Source organism: Nonomuraea sp. NPDC049684, assembly GCF_044465345.1.
GTDB lineage: Bacteria > Actinomycetota > Actinomycetes > Streptosporangiales > Streptosporangiaceae > Nonomuraea.
Genome location: NZ_JBITLO010000014.1, coordinates 109,411 through 130,415, shown reverse-complemented (window position 1 = coordinate 130,415; position 21,005 = coordinate 109,411). Strand labels below are relative to the sequence as shown.

Sequence of the window (21,005 nt, the reverse complement as noted above, 5' to 3'; positions counted from 1 at the left end):
CATGGCGCAGCGTCACCTCGGCGCGACGAACAACGTCTGAGTCGCCGCACCGACTTCGCCGCGCTCGTCGTACAGGGTGGTGCGGGTCAGGCCGCGGCCGGCGGGGCCGATGGCGGTGGCCGCGTCCATGCAGGTCCATTCGCCCACCGGCGTGCGGAACAGCGAGATCGTCAGGTCGACGTTGACGAACACGTGGGTGGCGAAGTCGACGGCCGGGCTCACGCCGTTGCCGCTGTCGGCGAAGGCGGCCAGCCGTTCGAACGGGGTGATCTCCTCGCCCTCCACCAGCGGCACGGCCAGCCTGCCCCACACCGTGGCCGGGCCGGGCAGCATCGGGCCGCCGCGGGCGAAGCGCCAGTCGAACGCCCTGCCGTAGCCGAAGCCCGACACCAGGTAGGAGGCCGCGTGCGCGGGGGAGGGCGGCGGCACGGGCGCGGGCGGCCCGGCGGCCGGCGTGGCGGGCGTGTCGGCCTCGCGGATGCGCCACGCGGTGGCCCTGGCGTACTCGCGCCCGCCGGACAGCACGGCCGCCGACAGGCACTGCACCCGCTTGCCGTCGCGGACGACGTCGGTGACGACCTCCAGTTCGGCCACGGGCACCGGGGCGAACACGTCGACCGCCAGCCTGGACAGCGCCAGGCCGGGCAGGGGCGCGGTGCGGTCGAGCTCGTGGACGATCAGGGCCGTCACCGGGCCCATGTGCTGGGAGCCCGGGTCCCAGGGCCCCTGGGTGTGCTCGGAGGCGAGGTAGCGGCCCATGGCCAGCCGGCGGTACATCGACATGGGACGGACCCTAGATCTCGTCGGGGATGTCGGCGATGTCGTCGAGGGCCGCGGCCAGCTCGTCGGGGTCGCCGCCGATGCGCTCGGCGATCTCGATCAGCACATGGAGCACGTCGTGGCGGTCGTGGCCGAGGTCGAGCAGGCGCTGGGCGGCCTCCCACAGCTGGGGCGGGTCGCCGTCCCACAGCCGGGTCGCGATCTCCTCGTGCCAGGCCAGGTGCTCCTGGTCGATCACGCCGCCGTGGTCGATCTCCAGTAAGGTGCGCCGGTCGGCCTCGTCGGCCGGGTTGAGCCGGTCGAGGTCGATGCCGTTGTGCACGCCCTGCAGGTAGGGGAACGCGAACACCCGCCTGGCCAGCGCCGACAGGTCGCCGTCGGGCAGCAGCCGCTCCAGCAGCGGCCGGTCGAGCCCGAACGACGTCGGGTCGCGGTAGGCCTCGGGGAACTTGCCGGTGGCCTCCCACACCGCGTCGAGCGTGGCCTTGAGCCCCTGCTCGGGCAGGCCGGTGCGGCGCGCGGCGAAGCGCACCCACGCCGACAGCACGTGCGGCATCGCCTCCTGCTCGGCCACGCTCAGCATCACCTTGCGCGGCAGCCAGTCGAGCAGGAACGTCTCGCACTTGGTCGGGCTGACCCGCAGCGGCCGGTTGAAGTCGCGCTCGCAGCCGTAGTCGATGATGTGGTCGGCGCAGCGCGAGGCCGCCGACGGGTCGGACAGGTGCTCGGCGGCGTCGGAGGCCAGGAACTCGGCGGCCAGCATGGCCCGCCGCTCCCGGCTGTAGGGCGCCTCGATGTGCAGCGGCGCCGGACGTTTGCGGCCCGGCGGCAGCGCCTTGAGCCGGGCGCGGGCGAAGGCGTGGTAGGCGCTGTAGCTCTCGCTCACCGGCGGCGGCGTCTTGGGCTCCCTGGTGGCCTTCATGGCCGACTCCAGCAGCGCCCTGGCCTGCTCGGGCTGGATCTCCTCGAACAGCAGCATCGGGTTGCCCGCCGCCTCGGCCCTGGCCTGCTCCAGCAGCTTGTCGACGTGCGAGGACACCCACGCGTCGCGGGCCATGCCGCTCATGTTGTGGTCGACGACCACGACCAGCGCGTGCCGGTCGCTCGGCGCCGATGCCTCGTTCCAGCGGTAGGCGAACGTGCAGATCACCGTGTCCTGGTCGCCGTAGGCGTCGCGGGAGACGTAGCAGCCGGTGGGCTTGACCGCGCCGACCTTGTCGGCCCAGCCCGGCCTGGCCACGCCCGACTCCATCATCGCCAGCGCCGCGCCCTCGGCCTTGGCGCCCTGGCGGGCGGTGCCCAGGTAGGCCAGGCACACCAGCAGCGTCAGGGAGGCCGGGGTGCCGGCCTTGGCCGCGTAGTCGACCAGGCCCTCCCCGAGGACCTGCTCCACGTCACCGCCCCTGACCCGCCTGCCCCACCAGGCCCCGATCATGTCCGAGACCATCAGTTCCGCGTCGAGAGGGCTGCGCACCGCGAGCAGCTCGCGGGCCGCCTGCACCATCTCCTGGAACACGTCGTCGGGCGGGCTGCTCTCCCGGGGATCTCGTCGGTGTCGGCGCACGCCCTCACTCTCTCGTATTCCAGGCGCAAACGGTGAAGAGAACTCGGCCTGGTGACCCCGATGTTATCGGTGGAGCCGCGATCAGCGGGGACTTCGGGGCGGCGGGGCGGAGTTCACGATGGCGAGCAGGTGCTCGCGCGCGATGCGCTCCACGACCTCCGGCGTGGCCGGGACGCCGAGATGCTCGGCGCACGCGCACACGTCGGCCACGCACCGGTCGATCGTGTCCACGGGTACGGTCAGGAACTCTTCGGCCAGCCGGAGACTGACCGGCTCCCTGAGGAAGCGTGTGGCCAGAGCGAGCATAGATGTGAGATTCCTCTGGAGACCCGGGAGCAAACCCCCAGGAACGTATGCAGGGTGACTTGCGCTCCCATTTCATCTTTTCTCGGCCTTGTGTCAAGGCTCTGAGGCGCCTGTGTTCGCTTCTCGTGCAAAGCTGTTTCCATGCGCATCCAGCTCGCCCAGCGGGACGAGGCAGACGAGCTCCTCGGCCGCAGCCCGCTCGCCCTGCTCGTCGGCATGCTGCTCGACCAGCAGATTCCCATGGAATGGGCGTTCACTGGGCCGTACACCATCTCCGAGCGCCTGGGGCACGACCTGACCGCCGAGGAGATCGCCGCCTGCGACCCCGAGGCGTTCGCCGAGCTCCTGGCGCAGAAGCCGGCCGTGCACCGTTACCCCAAGTCGATGGCCGCCCGCGTCCAGCAGCTCGCGGCCTACCTCGTCGAACACTACGACGGGCGGCCCGAGCTCATCTGGAGCGACGCGGCCGACGGGAAAGATTTGTTGAAACGACTGCAGGCCCTTCCGGGATACGGCAAGCAGAAGGCCCAGATCTTTTTGGCATTGCTGGGCAAGCAGCTGGGGGTCCAGCCGTCAGGCTGGCGTGAGGCAGCCGGACTCTACGGCGAGGAGGGGTCATACCGTTCGGTCGCCGACGTGGTCGACACCGACAGCCTGGGCCGGGTGCGCGCCGCCAAGCAGGAGGCCAAGCGCGCGGCCAAGGGCGAGTAACCTGATCTTGCTGCGCAATGTGGAGCGACTTTGACAGGATGCGTTGACCCTTATGGCGACCGGGCGGCGGCGGGGGCTTCCGTCGGCGCATGCCCATCGCCGATGATGTACTGCAGAATCCGGTCGCCCGGAGCTGCGCTACGCCGATACACAGTTATGGAGATGTGCCGCGTGGGAGACCCTGGCACGCGACGGAGGTGCCGACCATGAGCGCCGAGACCTCCGTTCCCCGTCCCCGGGAGTCGGATGTGGACATCTCAGACTCCGCCCTGTTCAAGGGCATGCTGTCGGAGGCCGAGTTCGCCTTCGCGTTCTTCGACGGCGATGGCCGCGTCCAGCGGGTCAACGACGTGTTCAGCGACGTCGTCAGCGTGCCCGCCGAGCGCCTGGTGGGCCGCTCGCCGGTCGAGGTGCTGACGGCCGACCTGAGCCAGATCATCACCCACGCCGTCCAGGCCGTCATCGAGAGCGACGCGCCGGTCACCGAGGGCCGCGTGCGGGTGCGGTCCGCCGAGGGCGACACCCGCCACTGGTCGCTGTCGTTCTCGCCGGTCCACGACGAGGCGGGCGAGCTGCGCGCCATCGCGCTGGTCGGCCTCGACGTGACCGAGAGCCGGCAGACCGAGGAGGCCCTGCGCCGCAGCGAGGAGCGTTACCGCTCGCTGGTCGAGGCGCAGTCCCAGCTCGTCTGGATCACCTCGCCCACGGGCGCCGTCGTCGAGGACGCGCCCCAGTGGCGCGCGATCACCGGCCAGGGGCTGGAGGAGTACCTCGCCAACGGCTGGCTGGAGGTCGTCCACCCCGAGGAGCGCCAGCAGACCGAGGAGGCCTGGCGGGAGGCGCTGCGCGGCCGCACGATGTTCGAGTGGAACTACCGGGTCCGCACCCGGGCCAGCGGCTACCGCCACTTCGAGGTGCGCGCGGTGCCGATCATCAGGCACGGCAGGGTCGTGGAGTGGGTCGGCGCCAACACCGACGTCACCCCGCAGCGCGAGGCCGAGGAGATGCGCGGCAGGCTGACCGACCAGCTCGGCGCCGCCGCCCTGCGCACCGCGCGGCTCCAGGGCGCCACGGCCCAGCTCGCCGAGGCCCTGACGGTCGAGCAGGTCGTCCAGGTCATCATCGACGTCGGCCGCACCGCGCTGGCCGCCGACCGCTCGGCCGTGGCGCTGCTCGACACCGACCGCGCCGCGCTCAAGCTGGTCAACGGCGAGGGCATCCCCGAGGTCCAGGGCTCGGGCGACGAGATCCCGCTGTCCCACTCCAACGTGATGACGATGGCCGTCAACAGCCGCCGTCCGGTCTTCGCCGAGTCGCCCGAGTCGCTGAAGGCCCAGCTGCTGGAGGCCGGCGACGACGAGGAGGCCCTCGCCGGGTTCATCAGCCAGGGCGACGAGCGCGCCTGGGTCGGTCTGCCGTTGCTGGCCGCCGGCCGGGCGCTCGGCGCGCTGCGCTTCTCGTTCACCCGTCCGCAGAAGATCTCCCAGGAGGACGGCGTCTTCCTGGAGGCGCTGGCCGGGCAGTGCGCCCTGGCCGTCGAGCGGGCCACGCTCTTCGAGCGCGAGCACCGCACGGCCGAGACGCTGCAGCGCAGCCTGCTGCCCGACCGCCTGCCCGTGGTCAAGGGCCTGGTGCTGGCCCAGCGCTTCCGTTCCGGCAGCCGCCACGTCCAGGTCGGCGGCGACTGGTACGACGCGTTCGTCCTGCAGGACGGGCGTGTCGCGGCGGTCGTCGGCGACGTCATGGGCAAGGGCGTCAAGGCCGCGGCGGGCATGGGCCGCATCCGCAACGCCATGCGGGCGCTCGCGCTCACCAACCCGCCGCCCGCCGCCGTGCTCACGGGCCTCGACCGGGTCTTCGAGGCCACGGAAGAGGAGGAGCAGGTCACCACGCTGGCCTACATGGTCGTCGAGCCGGTCACCGGCGAGGGCACGCTGGCCATGGCCGGCCACCCGCCGCCCGTACTGGTCTCGCCCCAGGGCACGGCGATCCTGTGCGACGCCGAGCCCGGCACGCCGCTGGGCTGGCCGACCAGCCGCCGGCAGTTCCGGTTCGTGGTGCCGCCGGGACACACCGCGGTGCTCTACTCAGACGGTCTCGTGGAGAACAGGAAGCGAGGACTTGACGCCGGTCTCGCAGAGATTTGCAGTGTTGTGACCGAAGCGCCGCCTGAGGTGGTCAGCAGTCCGCACATGTTGCTGGACTTCCTGGTTGACCGGATGTTGTCTGGATATGAACAGGATGATGACGTTACCGCGCTCGCAATTCACGTCCCGCCGGCCACGAAGAGTGACTGAATGAAACAGTCATAACGGTTGCTTTCGGGTATCAGTGCCCCGCTTACGTACGCACTACTGTCTTGGTCGGCCTAGGGTGGAGGACAACCGCCGGGAGGTGGCCGTATGGAGTGCGGGGTCGTGCCACAATGCTGTGTCAGGTCCGTCGCGCTTCGCACGGCCTCACCGATCTCCGAGAGAGGCAACAGCCCCCAGCGGGCATCTGGGTCCATTGTCGCCACGCGTTCGTTCGAGAGGTGTTCGTGTCGCCTGCAAGTTCGACTCGCTCGAAGCCACAAGAGCTGAACGAGCCCGTCATTCAGCGACTGCTCGAGCGTGGGCGCTCGCAGGGTTTCCTCGAGTCTGAGGATGTCCGTCAGGCCTTCGAGGAGGCGGACATCCCCATGTCGCACGCCGCCGCGTTCTTGCGGAACCTCAGCAAAGAGGGCGTGACCGTGGTGGTGACCGCCGCGGATTCGGCTGCGCCGAAGAAGTCTCGTGGTCCAGCAAAGCGCCGCACCGCTGCCCCCGTCAAGACCAAGACGGCAGCGGCCGCCAAAGAGCAGCAGCCCGAGACCGTGACCGCGGTCGTGGGCGCCGCTGAGGCCGAGCCGGCCGCCAAGAAGCCGGCTCCGGCCAAGAAGGCCGCTCCCGCTCCGAAGAAGGCGGCTCCGGCCGCCGCCAAGAAGGCCAAGCCAGAAGTCAGCGCTGGGCCTGCCGAGACCAAGCCGAAGGCACCCGAGGGCCTCAAGGCGACCGACGCGGACGACGACGACGATCTCGAGCTCGACGGCGACGTGGAGCTTGAGGACCTTGAGGACCTCGAGGTCGACGACATCGTGGCCGAGGACGACGCCGACTCCGAGGGTGACTCCGACTCCGACGACGAGTCCGACGACGAGCCCAAGGCCGCCGACGTCGCCGCCGTCACCGCGGACAAGACCGAGGACGAGGTCCTCATCCTGTCCGACGACGACGACGACGCCCCGGTCGCCCAGGTGGCCGCCGCCGGCGCCACCGCCGACCCGGTGAAGGACTACCTCAAGCAGATCGGCAAGGTCCCCCTGCTCAACGCCGAGCAGGAGGTCGAGCTGGCCAAGCGCATCGAGGCGGGTCTGTTCGCCGAGGAGCAGCTCGGCGGCGGCGAGACCGAGAGCCTGCCGGTCGACGTCCGGGCCGAGCTCGAATGGATCGCCGAAGACGGCCGCCGGGCCAAGAACCACCTGCTGGAGGCCAACCTCCGGCTCGTGGTCTCGCTGGCCAAGCGCTACACCGGGCGCGGCATGCTGTTCCTCGACCTGATCCAGGAGGGCAACCTCGGCCTGATCAGGGCCGTGGAGAAGTTCGACTACACCAAGGGCTACAAGTTCTCCACCTACGCCACGTGGTGGATCCGGCAGGCGATCACGCGTGCCATGGCCGACCAGGCGCGGACCATCCGCATCCCGGTCCACATGGTCGAAGTGATCAACAAGCTGGCCCGCGTCCAGCGGCAGATGCTGCAGGACCTCGGCCGCGAGCCCACGCCGGAAGAGCTGGCCCGCGAGCTGGACATGACGCCCGAGAAGGTCGTCGAGGTCCAGAAGTACGGCCGCGAGCCCATCTCCCTCCACACCCCGCTGGGTGAGGAGGGCGACAGCGAGTTCGGTGACCTCATCGAGGACTCCGAGGCCATCGTGCCGGCCGACGCCGTCAGCTTCACGCTGCTGCAGGAGCAGCTGCACTCCGTTCTCGACACGCTGTCGGAGCGGGAGGCGGGCGTCGTGTCCATGCGGTTCGGCCTCACCGACGGGCAGCCGAAGACGCTCGACGAGATCGGCAAGGTTTACGGGGTCACCCGTGAGCGCATCCGCCAGATCGAGTCGAAGACCATGTCCAAGCTGCGTCACCCGTCCCGGTCCCAGGTCCTGCGCGACTACCTGGACTAGGAGCCACCTCGTCGATCGCCCCGTCCGGAACCCTCCGGGCGGGGCGATCGCCGTTTCCGGAGGTGGCCCCGCCTCAGGCCGGGTCGGTGACGTGCACGTCGAGGAGCCAGGGGCGGTTCGCCCGCGCGGGCTCGGCGAGATCGACCGTCCAGCCCAGGTTGCCGAGGGTCTTGGCCAGCTCGCCGGGCGTGCCGGGGGCCTCCTCCTGCTGGAGCAGGACGCGGGCGATCTCGCCCCGGGTGGCCTTGGCCATGTGGCTGACGACCTTGCCGTCGCGGAAGACGCGTACCGACACCGACCGGTCGCCGGGCTGCCACGCCCCCGCGTACGTGGCCGAGCGCAGGTCCACCACCAGCCCCGGCATCCGGTCCAGCTCCTTGGCCAGGTGCGTGCGCCAGTAGGCGGCCAGGCCGCCCAGCGGCGGCAGGCTGACGCCCATCGACAGGCGGTACGGGGGCACCCGGTCGGAGACGCGCAACACGCCCCACAGGCCCGAGAAGATCAGCACGGACTCCTCCGCCCTGGCCCTGGCGGCCTCGTCCAGGGTGTTCAGGCCGAGGTTGTCGTACAGGACGCCGGTGTAGAGGTCGGCGGCGGGAAGGGTGGGGGCGGTCCGCAACGCCGTGTTCTTGGCCGCCTCGCCCGCCAGACCGGGCGTCAGCCCGAGCACCTGCGCGGCGTCGCGGCGCTTGGAGGCCCGGATGAGCGCGGTCACGACCCGCTTGCGGGCACGGTCGAGCTTGGGGAAGGACAGCTCGCCGAGCGGCGGACCGCTCCCCTCGGCGGCCTTTCCCTCGGACGGCGGCAGCAGAATCAGCACAACCCCACACCCTAACGGGCCGGTCAGAGGGTGTTCGCGCTGGTCGGCTAGGCTGCGCGGATGAACGTCGACCTGCTGGTGCACCAGGCGTGGCCGGCCTACGAGCAGCGTGTCCACGACGGCTGGGTGTTGCGTTGCGCCGGCGGCGTGACCAAACGGGCGAACTCGGTGCTCGCCCTGAACGCCCCCGCCGACCTGGACGCCGCGATCGGCGCCGCCGAGGCGTTCTACGGCGAGCGGGGACAGAGCTGCGCCTTCTCCGTCGGCCCCGGCGCCTGGGCCGGGCTGGACGCCGAGCTGGCCCGCAGAGGGTACGAGCTGGTCGACCCGACGGTCATCATGGCCGGATCGCCGTCGGCCGAGCCGGGCGGCCCGGTGCGGATCGAGGACCGTCCGTGGCCGGAATGGCTGGAGACCTGGTGGTCCGTGGACGGCCGGTACGGCGCCGGCCTGGCGGAGGCCGCCCGCATCTGCACCGGCGTGCCCGCCTGGTACGGGGCCGTCGAGGAGGACGGCGTGCCGGTCGCGGTCGGCCGGCTCGTGCCGCAGGGGGACACGGCGGGCGTCTTCTGCATGGCGACGTTGCCACGGGCCCGGCGACGCGGGCTGGCCCGTACGGTGCTGCGCGCCCTGACCAGGCACGCCGGGGCGAAGAACGCGTACCTGGTCACCACCGAGCCCAACCACGGGGCTCAGGCCCTGTACCGCGCCGAGGGTTTCGAAACCATAGGCCGATACCACTACCGCGTCCGCACACCTTGACCCAGGCCGTACGAACGCCCTGAACCACACCGCATGCGGAGGGTCGAGACATCGGCGCGCGGCCCCCTGACCCCGTGCGGCCGGCTGGTGTACGGGAGCACAGCCTGGCCCTAGCCTGCACAGGACCTGGACCACCGCCTGCGCGCCCCAGCCCTTGCCTGCACACGGCCTCGGCCACCGCCTGGGCACCCCGGCCACTGCCTGCCCTCGGCCTGGACCAAGGGCGTGCGCGGCCTGAACGGCGTCGCGTGCGGAGGATGGGACTCCGGCGCTCCTCGGGTCCCCCACCCCGTGCGGAGTGCCTGTGCACGGGGGGCACGGCGTAGCCCTCTCTTGCATGCGGCCCTGGTCCACCGCCTGTGCGATCCGGCCACTGGATGCCCTCGGTCTTGACCAAGGGGTGTGCGCAGCCTGAACCGTGCCGCGTGCGAAGGGTTGCGACTGCGGCGCGCGGCGGCCCTCTGACCACCGTGCGGAGGGCCGGTGTACGACGGGCGAGGGCTTGGGTCGCCGCTTGCGTATGACCCCAGCCCACGCCTGTGTGGGACCCCAGCCCACGCCTGTGTGTGACGCCAGCCCACACCTACGTTGTGAGCCCAGCCATCGCCTGCGCGACCCCTAAGCAAGCCCCTGCGTGTGCCCCCGCCACCGCCTGCGTGTCTCCTGGACAACCGCCTGCGCGGGTGGGAACGCAGAACGGCGACCCCGGCGTGGTGTGCCGGGATCGCCGAACTGGTCGTGCAATATGTGGTTATGTGATCACAACGAACGCGTCAGCGGTCGTCGTTGGGGTTCATTGACGGGGTTTCGCTGAGGCGAGCCGACTCGTCCAGGATGTCGGCGCCCTTTTCGCGCAGCGCTGCGACGTGCTGACGCCCATGGTGGGCGCAGAACAGCAGCTCCCCACCAACAGGCAGGGTCGCGCGAATGTAGGCCTGGGCGCCGCAGCGGTCGCAGCGGTCGAGGGCCGTCAGCGGCTTAACGGGGGCGAGAGCTCCAGTCACGTATCGCCTTTCGGGTCACCCCCGCCGAAGCGAGGATCTGGCGTCAGTCACTTGAGACAACATCTAACCGGACGTGGACGTTCCCAACCTCCGCCTCGCTACGCCCAGAGCAGAATGTGTCCGAAAGTAATGGTGATCAGCCGGTTGGTAACGGCAAACGTGTCGCCATGGCAAGCTTGTACGCGCGCCTGAGGGAAGAACGGTAGGCTGCGCACACGTGTTCGATGCTTAGACCAGGGGAGCAAGAGTGACGGTAGTGGAGGCGGGTTACACAGCTCGTCACCTGTCGGTGCTTGAGGGCCTCGAGGCCGTACGCAAGCGGCCGGGCATGTACATCGGGTCCACCGACAGCCGCGGGCTCATGCACTGCCTCTGGGAGATCGTGGACAACGGCGTCGACGAGGCCCTGGCCGGCCACTGCGACCGCATCGAGGTCGAGCTCTACGCCGACGGCTCCATCGAGGTGCGGGACAACGGCCGCGGCATCCCCGTTGACATCCACCCCAAGACCGGCCTGGCCGGCGTCGAGCTCGTCTACACAAAGCTTCATGCCGGCGGCAAGTTCGGCAGCGGCTCCTACGGCGCCTCCGGCGGCCTCCACGGCGTGGGCGCCTCCGTGGTCAACGCCCTGTCCTCGCGGCTCGACGTCGAGGTCGACCTCGACGGGCGGGTCCACGAGATCAGCTTCAGGCGCGGCGTGCCCGGCGTCTTCGACGGCGACGGGCCCACGGCCAAGTTCAAGAAGAAGTCCGGACTGCGGATCGGCGGCAACCTGCCTAAGAACGTCACGGGCACCCGTGTGCGCTTCTGGGCCGACAAGCAGATCTTCCTGCCCGACGCCGAGGTCTCGCTCGATGAGATCCACGTGCGCCTGCGGCAGACCGCGTTCCTGGTGCCCGGCCTGACCCTGGCGGTCTTCGACAGCAGGGGCGAGGAGCGCACCGGCGAGGAGTTCCGCTTCGACGGCGGCATCTCCGAGTTCACCGAGTTCCTGGCCCGCGACGAGCCCGTCTGCGAGGTGCTGCGGCTGCAGGGCGTGGGCCACTTCCACGAGACCGTGCCGGTCCTCGACGACCAGGGCCACATGACGCCCACCGAGGTGCAGCGCGAGCTCACCGTCGACGTGGCGGTCCGGTGGGGCAAGGGTTACGAGTCGACCGTGCGCTCGTTCGTCAACGTGATCGCCACGCCCAAGGGCGGCACGCACCTGACCGGTTTCGAGCGCGGCCTGGTCCGTACGATCAACGAGCTGCTGCGCGAGACCAGGCTGCTGAAGAGCGGCGACGACCCGGTCAACAAGGAGGACATCTCCGAGGGGCTGACCGGCGTGGTCACCGTCCGGGTGCCCGAGCCGCAGTTCGAGGGGCAGACCAAGGAGGTGCTCGGCACCTCCGCGGCCACCCGCATCGTCTCCCACGTGGTCTCGCGCGAGCTCAAGGAGCTGTTCGCCAACCCGCCGCGCGGGTTCAAGCAGCCGCTGCGCGCCGTGCTGGAGAAGATCGTCGCCGCCGCCAAGGCCCGCATCGCGGCCCGCGAGCACCGCGACAACCAGCGGCGCAAGAGCGCTCTGGAGAACTCCGCGCTGCCCGCCAAGCTGGTCGACTGCCGCAGCGACGCCGTCGACCGCAGCGAGCTGTTCATCGTCGAGGGCGACTCCGCGCTCGGCACGGCCAAGCTGGCCCGTGACTCCGAGTTCCAGGCGCTGCTGCCGATCCGCGGCAAGATTCTCAACGTGCAGAAGGCGTCCGTGAGCGACATGCTCAAGAACGCCGAGTGCGCCGCGATCATCCAGGTGGTGGGGGCCGGGTCGGGGCGTTCGTTCGACATCGAGGCGGCCCGCTACGGCAAGGTCATCCTCATGGCTGACGCCGACGTCGACGGCGCGCACATCCGCTGCCTGCTGCTCACCCTGTTCCACCGCTACATGCGGCCGATGGTGGAGGCCGGCCGGGTGTTCGCGGCCGTGCCGCCGCTGCACCGCATCGAGCTCACCAACCCCGGGCGCGGCAAGGAGAAGTACATCTACTGCTACTCCGACGCCGAGCTGCAGAAGGTCCTGCGCGACCTGGAGCGGCGGGGCAAGCGCTGGAAGGACCCGGTGCAGCGGTACAAGGGCCTGGGGGAGATGGACGCCGACCAGCTCGCCGAGACCACGATGGACCCGCGGCACCGGGTGCTGCGCCGGGTGCGCATCGAGGACGCCGAGGGGGCCGAGTCCATCTTCAGCCTGCTGATGGGGAGCGACGTGGCGCCGCGACGGGAGTTCATCGTCAGCAGCGCGGCCGAGGTCGACCGCGACCACATCGACGCCTGAGCCTGGCGGCGCCCACCCGGGGTCGTATGCCTGAACCCCGGGTTTCGGCGACACCTGGCTCAAGAAAGGTCTCGGGCCCAAGGGGCTCGGAACCTCGCGCGCACGCCCTCGGCGTCGGACCTCGCCGGTAGGAAGCCACCGGTCTCAACGTGACCTTGGGTTCCGCAATGGCCTCCCATGTGTCCTCGGCCGCAAGATGAGTCCCGTGTCATCGGGCTGTGCGCTGGCCGGGCTTCAGGGGCCGCCGAACGGCACGTCGCCGCGCCTCAATTCGACCCTGGGGTCAAGGTGACATCGGCGCCATCGGACCAGGGCGCCTTCGAGTGGGGAGGCTGCCGGACTTGGGGCGGATCGAGCCCGCTGACGCCGGATTCACGAGGACATCGGATTCGGGACGGCATCGAGTCAGGGTGACGCCGGGGCGAGAAGAACGCCGGATTCAGGACGGCATCGGGCTCAGGGCGGCATCCGGCTCAGGGGGACACCTAGGGCCTGGGAACGGCACCCCGGCATCTGGGCTTCTGGCCCGAAGAGTGCGGCGTTGCCGGCGGATGGCGCGGGGCTGGCTTGAGCAAGCCTTCATGGGGGGGCGGCGCGTGCCTCTCGGCGGATGTGCGGGCGCTGCGTGTTCGGTTGGGCGATGGGCCGCTCGGCAATCCCGGCGGCTCGGACGTTAAGGCCCTGCCACCGGTCGGAAAGGGCCCTTCGCTGCCGCCACCCGAGGGTCCGTCCTGGTGGCACGCCGGTCCTGAGACGTTGAGGGGCTTGCGGTGGCGCGCTCTCTCGCACGTGGTCTCTCCCTAGGCACCTCCGTCTCGCAGGGCACCGACCGTTCAGCCGGTTGGGAGGGCTTTTGCAGCGCGCCTAGGTCCCCTGTGCCGCCGCCGAGGTGAGCAGCGGGTGTGGGGCGCTCGGGCCCGTTCATGACCTACGTCGAGTCCGTTGTCCGGGTGTCGGGACCAGCCATCACCCGTAACCTGCGCTCCTTCGGTGTGCCAGTGATGGACGTGGGGCCGGTCATCATAGTGGGCCCACTTGTAACTGCATGTCGCGCTTGGAGCATTTAGGAGCTTCCGCGAGCGGTCCCACGCCGGACCGGTACCGGCCTCAAGGCTCTCAGGGCCTCAGATGGGGGCGTTCTGGCCGCGGTCGGCGCCTGGGCGCTCAAAGGGGTTCTGGAGCCTCCTGGGGCCTGCTAGCGGGGTTGATGGGCTTGCTGGCGGGCTTCCGGGTTCGTGGCGGCGCGGCAGGGTGGAAGAACGCAGAGGTGCGGGAGACGGCCGAGGGCTGTGAGGGGGCGGATGGGGTGTCGACATGAGGCTCGGGCTGCGAAGGGCAGTGGTTGCAGGCCGGGCGACAACGGGTCGGTGAAGCGTGGCAAGACTGGGGAGCGAGGTAGGGGGGTCCTGGAGCCCTGTATCGGGACGGTAAGCGCCAGCTACGTAGTGTCATCAACGGGTCGAAGGGGTACGGGCGGGACGCAGCCGTTTCGTGGGTCACCCAGGGACGAGTCCTGCCAGATCCCCCACGAAGTTCAAGGCCCATGGGCAGGGAGAGGGACGGCGATGGGGGTGACCGCGGGGGCGGCGGTGGATCTGGGGGCGGCGCGCATGCAGATGGCGTTGTCGCTCGGCTGGCACATCATCATCGCCTGCCTCGGCGTCGGCCTGCCCGCCATCACCCTGCTCGCCGAGTGGCGGGGCCATCGCACCGGCGACAACAACTACCGGTTGCTGGCGCGCCGCTGGGCCAGGGCGCTCGGGGTGCTGTTCGCGGTCGGCGCGGTCTCGGGGACGATCCTGTCGTTCGAGATGGGCATCCTGTGGCCGGGCATGATGGGCGTGTACGGCGAGGTCATCGGCCTGCCGTTCTCGCTGGAGGGCATCGCGTTCTTCGTCGAGGCCATCTTCCTCGGCATCTACCTGTACGCCTGGGACCGCCTGCGGCCCGTCCCGCACCTGCTGGCCGGGATCCCGATCGTGGTGGCGGGGGTGGCCAGCGCGTTCTTCGTGGTCGCCGCCAACGCCTGGATGCAGCAGCCCACCGGGTACGAGGTCGCGGGCGGCCGGATCGTGGCCGTCGATCCGTGGGCGGCGATGTTCAACCGGGCCACGCCGCCCCAGACGGTCCACATGATCCTGGCGGCGTTCATGGTGGCCGGGTTCCTGATGGCCGGCGTGTACGCGGTCGCCATGCTGCGCGGCCGCCGCGACCGCTACCACCGGCTGGGCCTGCTGCTGCCGCTCACGGTCGCGGCGGCCGTCACGCCCGTGCAGATCGGCGTCGGCGACTGGGCCGCGCACTTCGTGGCCGAGTACCAGCCGGTCAAGCTGGCCGCCATGGAGGGCGTGTTCCGCACGGGCCGCGGCGTGCCGCTGCACCTGGGCGGCATCGCGGTGGACGGCGAGCTGAGGTACGCCCTGGAGATCCCCTACGGCCTGTCCCTGCTGGCCCACTGGAACCCGCACGCGGAGATCACCGGCCTGGAGCAGGTGCCGCCCGCCGATCGGCCGCCGGTCAACATGGTCCACTGGGCGTTTCAGATCATGGTGCTGCTGGGCTTCGGGCTGCTGCTGCTCGGGGCCTGCCTCGCGGTGTCCTGGAAACGGCGGCGTGACCTGCCGGAGTCGCCGTGGTTCCTGCGCGCCGCCGCGCTGTCGGGCGTGGCGGCCGTGCTGGCGCTGGAGAGCGGCTGGGTGGTCACCGAGGTCGGACGCCAGCCGTGGATCGTGTTCCGGGTGATGCGCACGGCGCAGGCGGTCAACCCCGCGCCGGGCCTGGTGTACGGGTTCGCGCTGGTCACGGCCGTCTACGTGGCCCTGACCGTGGCCACCGTGTACGTGATGCGCCGACTGTCCCGCGACGTGCCGGTGCCGCTGGCGCCGCAGGAGCCCGACGTCACCGGCTACAAGGTCGTGTGACGATGCCGCTGCCGCAGATCATGCTGGCCGTCCTGTGGGTCGGGCTGACGGCGTACGTCCTGTTCGGGGGCGCCGACTTCGGCGGCGGCGTGTGGGACCTGCTGGCCGGCGGCGCCGAGCGCGGCCGGCGGCGGCGGGACCTGGTGGAGCACTCCATCGGCCCGGTCTGGGAGGCCAACCACGTGTGGTTGATCTTCGTGATCGTGCTGGCCTGGACCGGCGTGCCGTCGGTGTTCGCCTCGGTCGCCTCCACTCTCTACATCCCGCTCACCCTGGTGGCGCTGGGCGTGATCGGGCGCGGCGCGGCGTTCGCGTTCCGCAAGGTCTCCTCGCGGCTGTGGCAGCGGCGGCTGTTCGGCGCGACCTTCGCCTTCTCCTCGGTGGTGACCCCGTTCTTCCTCGGCGCCGCGGCGGGCGGCATCGCCTCCGGCCGGGTGCCGCCCGGCGTCGCCAAGGGCGACCTGGTCGGGAGCTGGGTCAACCCCACGTCGATGGCGGTCGGCGCGCTGGGCGTGGGCACGGCCGCGTACCTGGCCGCCGTCTACCTGACCCGCGACGCCCAGCGCGGCGGCCAGGAGGACCTGGCCGAGGAGTTCCGGCGGCGGGCGCTGGGCTGCGGGGCGGTGGTCGGCGTGCTGGCGGCGGTGAGCCTGCTCGTGCTGCGCGCCGACGCGCCCGCCCTGTTCGCCGAGCTGACCACCGGCCGCGCCCTGCCGCTGCTGACGCTGTCGGCGCTGGCCGGGCTGGCCTCGCTGGTGCTGCTGTGGCGGCGGGCCTATCTGGCGGTACGCCTCAGCGCCGCGCTGGCCGTGACCGGGCTGCTGTGGGGCTGGGGCGTGGGGCAGTACCCCGTGCTGCTCCCCGGCCTCACCCTCGACCAGGCCGCGGCCACCGACGCGGTGCTGGGGGCCAGCCTCGGGTCGCTGGCCGTCGGCGCGGTGCTGCTGGTCCCGTCGTTGTGGTGGTTGTACGCCACCTTCCAGCGCGAGCGCGACGAGGTCAGTCGCCGACCGGCGTGAGCAGGCCCGTGCGGACGTCGTAGATCGCGCCCGTCACCGGCATGCCGTCGGGCAGGAACGGGGTCGTGCGGATCCGGGTGAGGTCGTGGCGCAGCGCCTCGCCCTGGTCGGGGACGGTGTGGAACTCCAGGCTGCGCGTGTCCACCCCGCGGGCGCTGGTCAGGTCGTGCACGTCGGCGTCCGTCACCTTGGTCATCCCGCAGTCGGTGTGCGGCATGACCAGGACGCGCTCGACGCCGAGCAGGTACACGGCCAGCACCAGCGTGCGCAGCACGTCGTCGGTGACCCGCGCGCCCGCGTTGCGCAGGATCTTGGCGTCGCCGGGCTGCAGGCCCAGCAGGCCCAGTGGGTCGATGCGGGAGTCCATGCAGGTCACCACGGCAAGCCCGCGGGCTGCCCGGCCGGTGAGCCCGGAATCGCCGAAGTCCTTGGCGTACTTCGCGTTGGCGGCATACAGGTCGTCGAACGCAGTCATGCCTCAGATCTTCCCTCACGTCCCAAAGATGATGCTTTCCGGGGTGGCGACTGGCGCGAGTTCCCGAAGGTCCCACGAAATTCACTCACCTTGAGTGATGATGTCGTCACCATCTGTACGTCGTCGAAGAAGGTCAGTCGTGAGTAGGTCCGAATCGCTCGCCGCGTATCTCCGCGCTCAGGCCCGGCGCCGCCTCGACCGTGTGGAGTCCAACGACGACGGGCGCAACGCCAGATGCGCGCTGGCCCTGCTCGACACCGCCGCGTACGCCGCCGGCCTGCCCGAGGACGACCCCATCATCCTCATGCTCGACCAGGCGGGCTGCTACGGGCCGCTCGGCTGTGAGGAGTTCGACCCGGGCGAGGCCGGGGTCCGGCTGATCCGGTCGTGGACCGGCGGCGAGCCCCACGAACTCCTGCTCGCCCTGCCCGCCGCCATCGAGGCCGCCGCCTCCGCCTGACCGTGTTCAGGCTGCGGTCAGGCCCTGTTCAGGCCGTGGGCTCGTTCCCCGGCCGCCACTTGATGCCGCAGCCGATCGAGGCGCGCTGCTCGGCCGGGACGGGATCGCCCGCGAGCAGCGCGTCGACCGCCGCCCGCAGCGAGGAGCCGGTCACCGGGATTGAGTTGCCCGGACGCGAGCCGTCGAACTCGCCCCGGTAGACGAGCCGCAGGTCGCCGTCGTAGAGGAAGAAGTCGGGCGTGCAGGCCGCGCGGTAGGCCTTGGCGACGTCCTGGGTGTCGTCCAGCAGGTACGGGAACGGGAACCTCGCGCGCCGGGCCTGTTCGGCCAGGTGTGTGGGATCATCGTCGGGGTAGTTCACGCTGTCGTTGCTGCAGATGCCCACCACCGACAGCCTGGAGCCGTAGCCCGCGGCCAGCGTGCCGAGGCCCGTCTCGATGTGCCGTACGTAGGGGCAGTGGTTGGACAGGAAGACCACGAGCGTGGCGGGGGAGCCCTTGAGGTCCGCGAGCGAGACGCTGCCGCCGTCGATGGCGGTGAGGTCGAAGGAGGGCGCGGGGGAGCCCAGGGGAACCATGAACGAATTGGCAGCCATGACCCTCATTCTCGTCGGCCGGGACGCCGGCGAAACAAGTCCAGGAGGTGAATGATGGCCGGCATCGCGGAGTTCCGCACGACGGTCCTCGACTGCCCGGAGCCGCGGGCGCTCGCCGAATTCTACTCGCGCCTGCTCGGCTGGCCCGTCACGTACGACGACGACTGGGTGGTCGTCGAGGACGGCGGCTCGCCCAAGCGCCTGGCCTTCCAGCGCGTGCCCGGCCACCGGCCGCCGACCTGGCCTGAGGGCGACCGGCCGCAGCAGCTCCACATCGACGTCACCGTCACCGACCTGGACAAGGCCGAGCGGCAGGTGCTGGAGATCGGCGCGACCAAGCACGAGCGGCAGCCGAGCGAGGACGACAGCTTCCGGGTCTTCCTCGACCCCGCCGGCCACACGTTCTGCCTCTGCCGCGACTGACGCAGGCCCGTCCCGCGCGGGCGGGACGGGCCTGCGGTCAGCCGGCGATCACTCCTCCTCGGCCGCCGCCGGCGGCGCCGCGCCGGGCTCGGGGCCCGCGGCCAGGGCGCCGCCGACGGCGCCGATGGTGTGCGTCAGCCGCACGCCGGAGCCGTCGCGGCGGCCGATCTCCTCCGGCAGCGGCACCGGCTTGCCCACCGCCGACACGGCCTTGGCGGGCGCGGGGCCGGCCCAGGCGAGCAGCAGCTCGTCCTCGCCCTTCAGGAACCGCTGGGCCCGCACGCCGCCGGTGGCCCGGCCCTTGGACGGGAACTCGGCGTAGTCGGAGACCTTGCCGCCCCCGACCTGCGTGCCCGGCAGCGCCGTCGAGGACCCGGCCACGGTGACCACCTGCGCCGGACGCGAGGGGTCGACCACGCCGAACCAGATCACCCGGGCGCCGTCGTCGAGCCGGATGCCGGCCATGCCGCCGGCCGGACGCCCCTGGGGGCGCACCAGCGAGGCCGGGTAACGCAGGAGCTGGGCGTCGGAGGAGATGAAGACCAGGTCGTGGTCCTCGGAGTCGAGCTCGGCGGCGCCCACCACGGTGTCGCCGTCCTTGAGGGTGATGACTTCGAAGTCGTCGCGGTTGGCCGGGTAGTCGGGCACCACCCGCTTGACCACGCCTTGTGCCGTGCCGATCGCCAGCCCGGGGCTGTCGGGGTCGAGCGAGCCGAGGCCCACGACCTTCTCGTCGGGCTGCAGCGAGACGAACTCGGAGACCGGATGGCCGCCCGACAACGTCGGCGGGTTGGCCGAGGGCGGCAGCGTCGGCAGGTCGACGACCTGGACCCGGATCAACCGCCCGAACGACGTCACCACGCCCACCTCGCCGCGTACGGACGTGCGCGCCACCGACACCAGCACGTCGTGCGCCGAACGGTCGCCCTCGCCCGCCAGCGGAGCCGCGTCGGAGGTGCGGGCCAGCAGCCCCGTGGAGGACAGCAGCGCCCAGCACGGGTCGTCGGCCACCTGGAGCGACACCACCGGCGTGCGGGCCACGCCCGGCGCCTCCAGCAGCACGGTACGGCGCGGCGTGGCGTACTTCTTGGCCACCTCGGCCAGCTCGCCCGAGACCACCTGCCGCAGCTTCGCCTCCGAGGACAGGATCTCGGTGAGCGCCGCGATCTCCGCGCTCAGCGTCTCCTTCTCGCTGTCGAGCTCCAGCTTGTCGAACCTGGTCAGCCGGCGCAGCGGCGTGTCGAGGATGTAGGCGGCCTGGATCTCGGTCAGGTCGAAGACCTCCATCAACCGGGCGCGGGCCTGCGCCGAGTCGTCGGAGGAGCGGATGACCTGGATGACCTCGTCGATGTTGAGCAGCGCGATGATCAGGCCGTCGACCAGGTGCAGGCGCTCCTCGCGCTTGCGCCGGCGGTACTCGGACCTGCGCCGCACGACCTCCAGCCGGTGGTCGACGTAGACCTGGAGCAGCTCGCGCAGGCCGAGCGTGCGCGGCTCGCCGTCGACCAGGGCGACGTTGTTGATGCCGAAGGTCTCCTCCATCGGCGTGAGCCGGTAGAGCTCCTCCAGGACGGCCTCGGGGATGAAGCCGTTCTTGATCTCGATGACCAGGCGCAGGCCCTTGTGCCGGTCGGTGAGGTCCTTCAGGTCGGCGATGCCCTGGAGCTTCTTGCTGGTCACCAGCTCCTTGATCTTGGTGACCACGCGCTCGGGGCCGACGTTGTAGGGCAGCTCGGTGACGATGATGCCCTTGCGGCGCGGCGTGATCTGCTCGACGGCGCACCTGGCCCGCATGCGGAACGTGCCGCGCCCGGTCTCGTAGGCGTCGCGCACGCCCTGGAGCCCGATGATCGAGCCGCCGGTCGGCAGGTCGGGGCCGGGCACGAACTTCATCAGCTCGTCGAGCGTGGCGTCGGGCTTCTTGATCAGGTGGCGGGCGGCGGCCACGACCTCGGCGAGGTTGTGCGGCGCCATGTTGGTCGCCATGCCGACCGCGATGCCGGTGGTGCCGTTGACCAGCAGGTTGGGGAACGCCGACGGCATGACCGTGGGCTCGGTCTCCTGGCCGTCGTAGTTGGGCTTGAAGTTGACGGTGTCCTCGTCGAGCGACTCCACCATGAGCATCGCCGCCGGGGCCAGCCTGGCCTCGGTGTACCGCATGGCGGCCGGCAGGTCGTCGGGGGAGCCGAAGTTGCCGTGGCCGTCGACCAGCGGCAGGCGCATCGAGAACGGCTGCGCCAGGCGCACGAGGGCGTCGTAGATGGCGCTGTCGCCATGGGGGTGGAGCTTGCCCATGACGTCGCCGACGACGCGCGAGGACTTGACGTGGCCGCGGTCGGGACGCAGCCCCATCTCGCTCATGGAGTAGAGGATGCGCCGCTGCACCGGTTTGAGGCCGTCGCGCGCGTCGGGCAGAGCCCGCTGGTAGATCACCGAGTAGGCGTACTCGAGATAGCTCTTGCGCATCTCGGAGGAGACGTCGATGTCGACGATCCGCTCCTCGAAGTCCTCAGGCGGGGGTGCAGTCGTACGTCGGGCCATGTCGAACATTGTGCCGAAGAGACTCGGGTGCCCGCGACTCGTCGGCGCGCCGCCCCGGTCTTGACCAAGCAATTGCTTGGGTCTTACCGTCGGAGGCGAGGACCCC

Annotated in this window: 17 protein-coding genes; 9 read left to right on the top strand and 8 right to left on the bottom strand. The window is 70.9% G+C overall.

Going from position 1 to position 21,005, the window contains the following annotated elements; genetic code table 11:
- Window positions 1–12: 12 nt before the first annotated feature.
- From ACIBST_RS35990 to ACIBST_RS35980, 3 genes are all read right to left on the bottom strand, one after another.
- Window positions 13–783: a thioesterase family protein gene (locus ACIBST_RS35990; RefSeq protein WP_397178042.1), complete on the bottom strand. Its 771-nt coding sequence runs from the start codon at window positions 781–783 to the stop codon at window positions 13–15.
- Window positions 784–793: 10 nt separating this feature from the next.
- Window positions 794–2,284, bottom strand: coding sequence for a hypothetical protein (locus tag ACIBST_RS35985; protein WP_397178184.1), 1,491 nt, complete (start codon window positions 2,282–2,284; stop codon window positions 794–796).
- Between the two features lie 141 nt (window positions 2,285–2,425).
- A complete protein-coding gene (locus ACIBST_RS35980; RefSeq protein WP_352357735.1) occupies window positions 2,426–2,650 on the bottom strand; it encodes a hypothetical protein in 225 nt (74 codons plus the stop codon).
- Window positions 2,651–2,791: 141 nt separating this feature from the next.
- Here ACIBST_RS35980 and ACIBST_RS35975 point away from each other — a divergent pair, with 141 nt between their 5' ends.
- From ACIBST_RS35975 to ACIBST_RS35965, 3 genes are all read left to right on the top strand, one after another.
- Entirely contained in the window at window positions 2,792–3,361 is a 570-nt protein-coding gene (locus ACIBST_RS35975) for an HhH-GPD-type base excision DNA repair protein (protein WP_397178041.1), read from the top strand.
- A gap of 206 nt (window positions 3,362–3,567) precedes the next feature.
- On the top strand, window positions 3,568–5,658 hold the full coding sequence (locus tag ACIBST_RS35970) for a SpoIIE family protein phosphatase (protein WP_397178040.1): 2,091 nt from the start codon (window positions 3,568–3,570) through the stop codon (window positions 5,656–5,658).
- Between the two features lie 242 nt (window positions 5,659–5,900).
- Window positions 5,901–7,565, top strand: coding sequence for an RNA polymerase sigma factor (locus tag ACIBST_RS35965; RefSeq protein WP_397178039.1), 1,665 nt, complete (start codon window positions 5,901–5,903; stop codon window positions 7,563–7,565).
- A gap of 73 nt (window positions 7,566–7,638) precedes the next feature.
- Here ACIBST_RS35965 and ACIBST_RS35960 read toward each other — a convergent pair whose 3' ends face one another.
- A complete protein-coding gene (locus ACIBST_RS35960) occupies window positions 7,639–8,385 on the bottom strand; it encodes a YaaA family protein (protein WP_397178038.1) in 747 nt (248 codons plus the stop codon).
- 60 nt (window positions 8,386–8,445) lie between these two features.
- On the opposite strand from ACIBST_RS35960, the gene ACIBST_RS35955 reads away from it, so the two are divergent.
- A complete protein-coding gene (locus ACIBST_RS35955) occupies window positions 8,446–9,147 on the top strand; it encodes a GNAT family N-acetyltransferase (RefSeq protein ID WP_397178037.1) in 702 nt (233 codons plus the stop codon).
- A 773-nt stretch (window positions 9,148–9,920) separates the two neighbouring features.
- Here the strand turns inward: ACIBST_RS35955 and ACIBST_RS35950 are convergent.
- On the bottom strand, window positions 9,921–10,151 hold the full coding sequence (locus tag ACIBST_RS35950; protein WP_125639804.1) for a hypothetical protein: 231 nt from the start codon (window positions 10,149–10,151) through the stop codon (window positions 9,921–9,923).
- A 247-nt stretch (window positions 10,152–10,398) separates the two neighbouring features.
- Here ACIBST_RS35950 and ACIBST_RS35945 point away from each other — a divergent pair, with 247 nt between their 5' ends.
- The 3 genes from ACIBST_RS35945 to ACIBST_RS35935 all read left to right on the top strand — a co-directional run bounded on the left by ACIBST_RS35945 (window position 10,399) and on the right by ACIBST_RS35935 (window position 16,405).
- The gene (locus ACIBST_RS35945) at window positions 10,399–12,465 is read left to right on the top strand and encodes a type IIA DNA topoisomerase subunit B (RefSeq protein ID WP_397178036.1); all 2,067 of its coding nucleotides are present in this window, start codon (window positions 10,399–10,401) and stop codon (window positions 12,463–12,465) included.
- A gap of 1,565 nt (window positions 12,466–14,030) precedes the next feature.
- On the top strand, window positions 14,031–15,386 hold the full coding sequence (locus tag ACIBST_RS35940) for a cytochrome ubiquinol oxidase subunit I (protein WP_397178035.1): 1,356 nt from the start codon (window positions 14,031–14,033) through the stop codon (window positions 15,384–15,386).
- Window positions 15,387–15,388: 2 nt separating this feature from the next.
- Window positions 15,389–16,405, top strand: coding sequence for a cytochrome d ubiquinol oxidase subunit II (locus ACIBST_RS35935; protein ID WP_397178034.1), 1,017 nt, complete (start codon window positions 15,389–15,391; stop codon window positions 16,403–16,405).
- Here the strand turns inward: ACIBST_RS35935 and ACIBST_RS35930 are convergent.
- Window positions 16,386–16,880 carry a beta-class carbonic anhydrase gene (locus ACIBST_RS35930; protein WP_397178033.1) on the bottom strand — a complete coding sequence of 165 codons (495 nt, stop codon included), beginning with the start codon at window positions 16,878–16,880 and terminating at the stop codon, window positions 16,386–16,388. The two genes, ACIBST_RS35935 and ACIBST_RS35930, sit on opposite strands and share 20 nt — an antisense overlap.
- A 139-nt stretch (window positions 16,881–17,019) precedes the next feature.
- Between ACIBST_RS35930 and ACIBST_RS35925 the strand changes: the two genes are divergently transcribed.
- Window positions 17,020–17,340 (top strand): hypothetical protein, encoded by a 321-nt coding sequence (locus ACIBST_RS35925; protein ID WP_352357718.1) that lies wholly within the window; start codon window positions 17,020–17,022, stop codon window positions 17,338–17,340.
- Between the two features lie 28 nt (window positions 17,341–17,368).
- On the opposite strand, the gene ACIBST_RS35920 is transcribed toward ACIBST_RS35925, so the two are convergent.
- A complete protein-coding gene (locus tag ACIBST_RS35920; RefSeq protein ID WP_397178032.1) occupies window positions 17,369–17,935 on the bottom strand; it encodes a thioredoxin family protein in 567 nt (188 codons plus the stop codon).
- 51 nt (window positions 17,936–17,986) lie between these two features.
- Here ACIBST_RS35920 and ACIBST_RS35915 point away from each other — a divergent pair, with 51 nt between their 5' ends.
- Complete coding sequence (locus ACIBST_RS35915) at window positions 17,987–18,358, top strand: VOC family protein (protein ID WP_397178031.1); 372 nt, start codon at window positions 17,987–17,989, stop codon at window positions 18,356–18,358.
- A gap of 48 nt (window positions 18,359–18,406) precedes the next feature.
- Here ACIBST_RS35915 and ACIBST_RS35910 read toward each other — a convergent pair whose 3' ends face one another.
- On the bottom strand, window positions 18,407–20,899 hold the full coding sequence (locus tag ACIBST_RS35910) for a DNA topoisomerase (ATP-hydrolyzing) subunit A (RefSeq protein ID WP_397178030.1): 2,493 nt from the start codon (window positions 20,897–20,899) through the stop codon (window positions 18,407–18,409).
- Window positions 20,900–21,005: the final 106 nt, after the last annotated feature.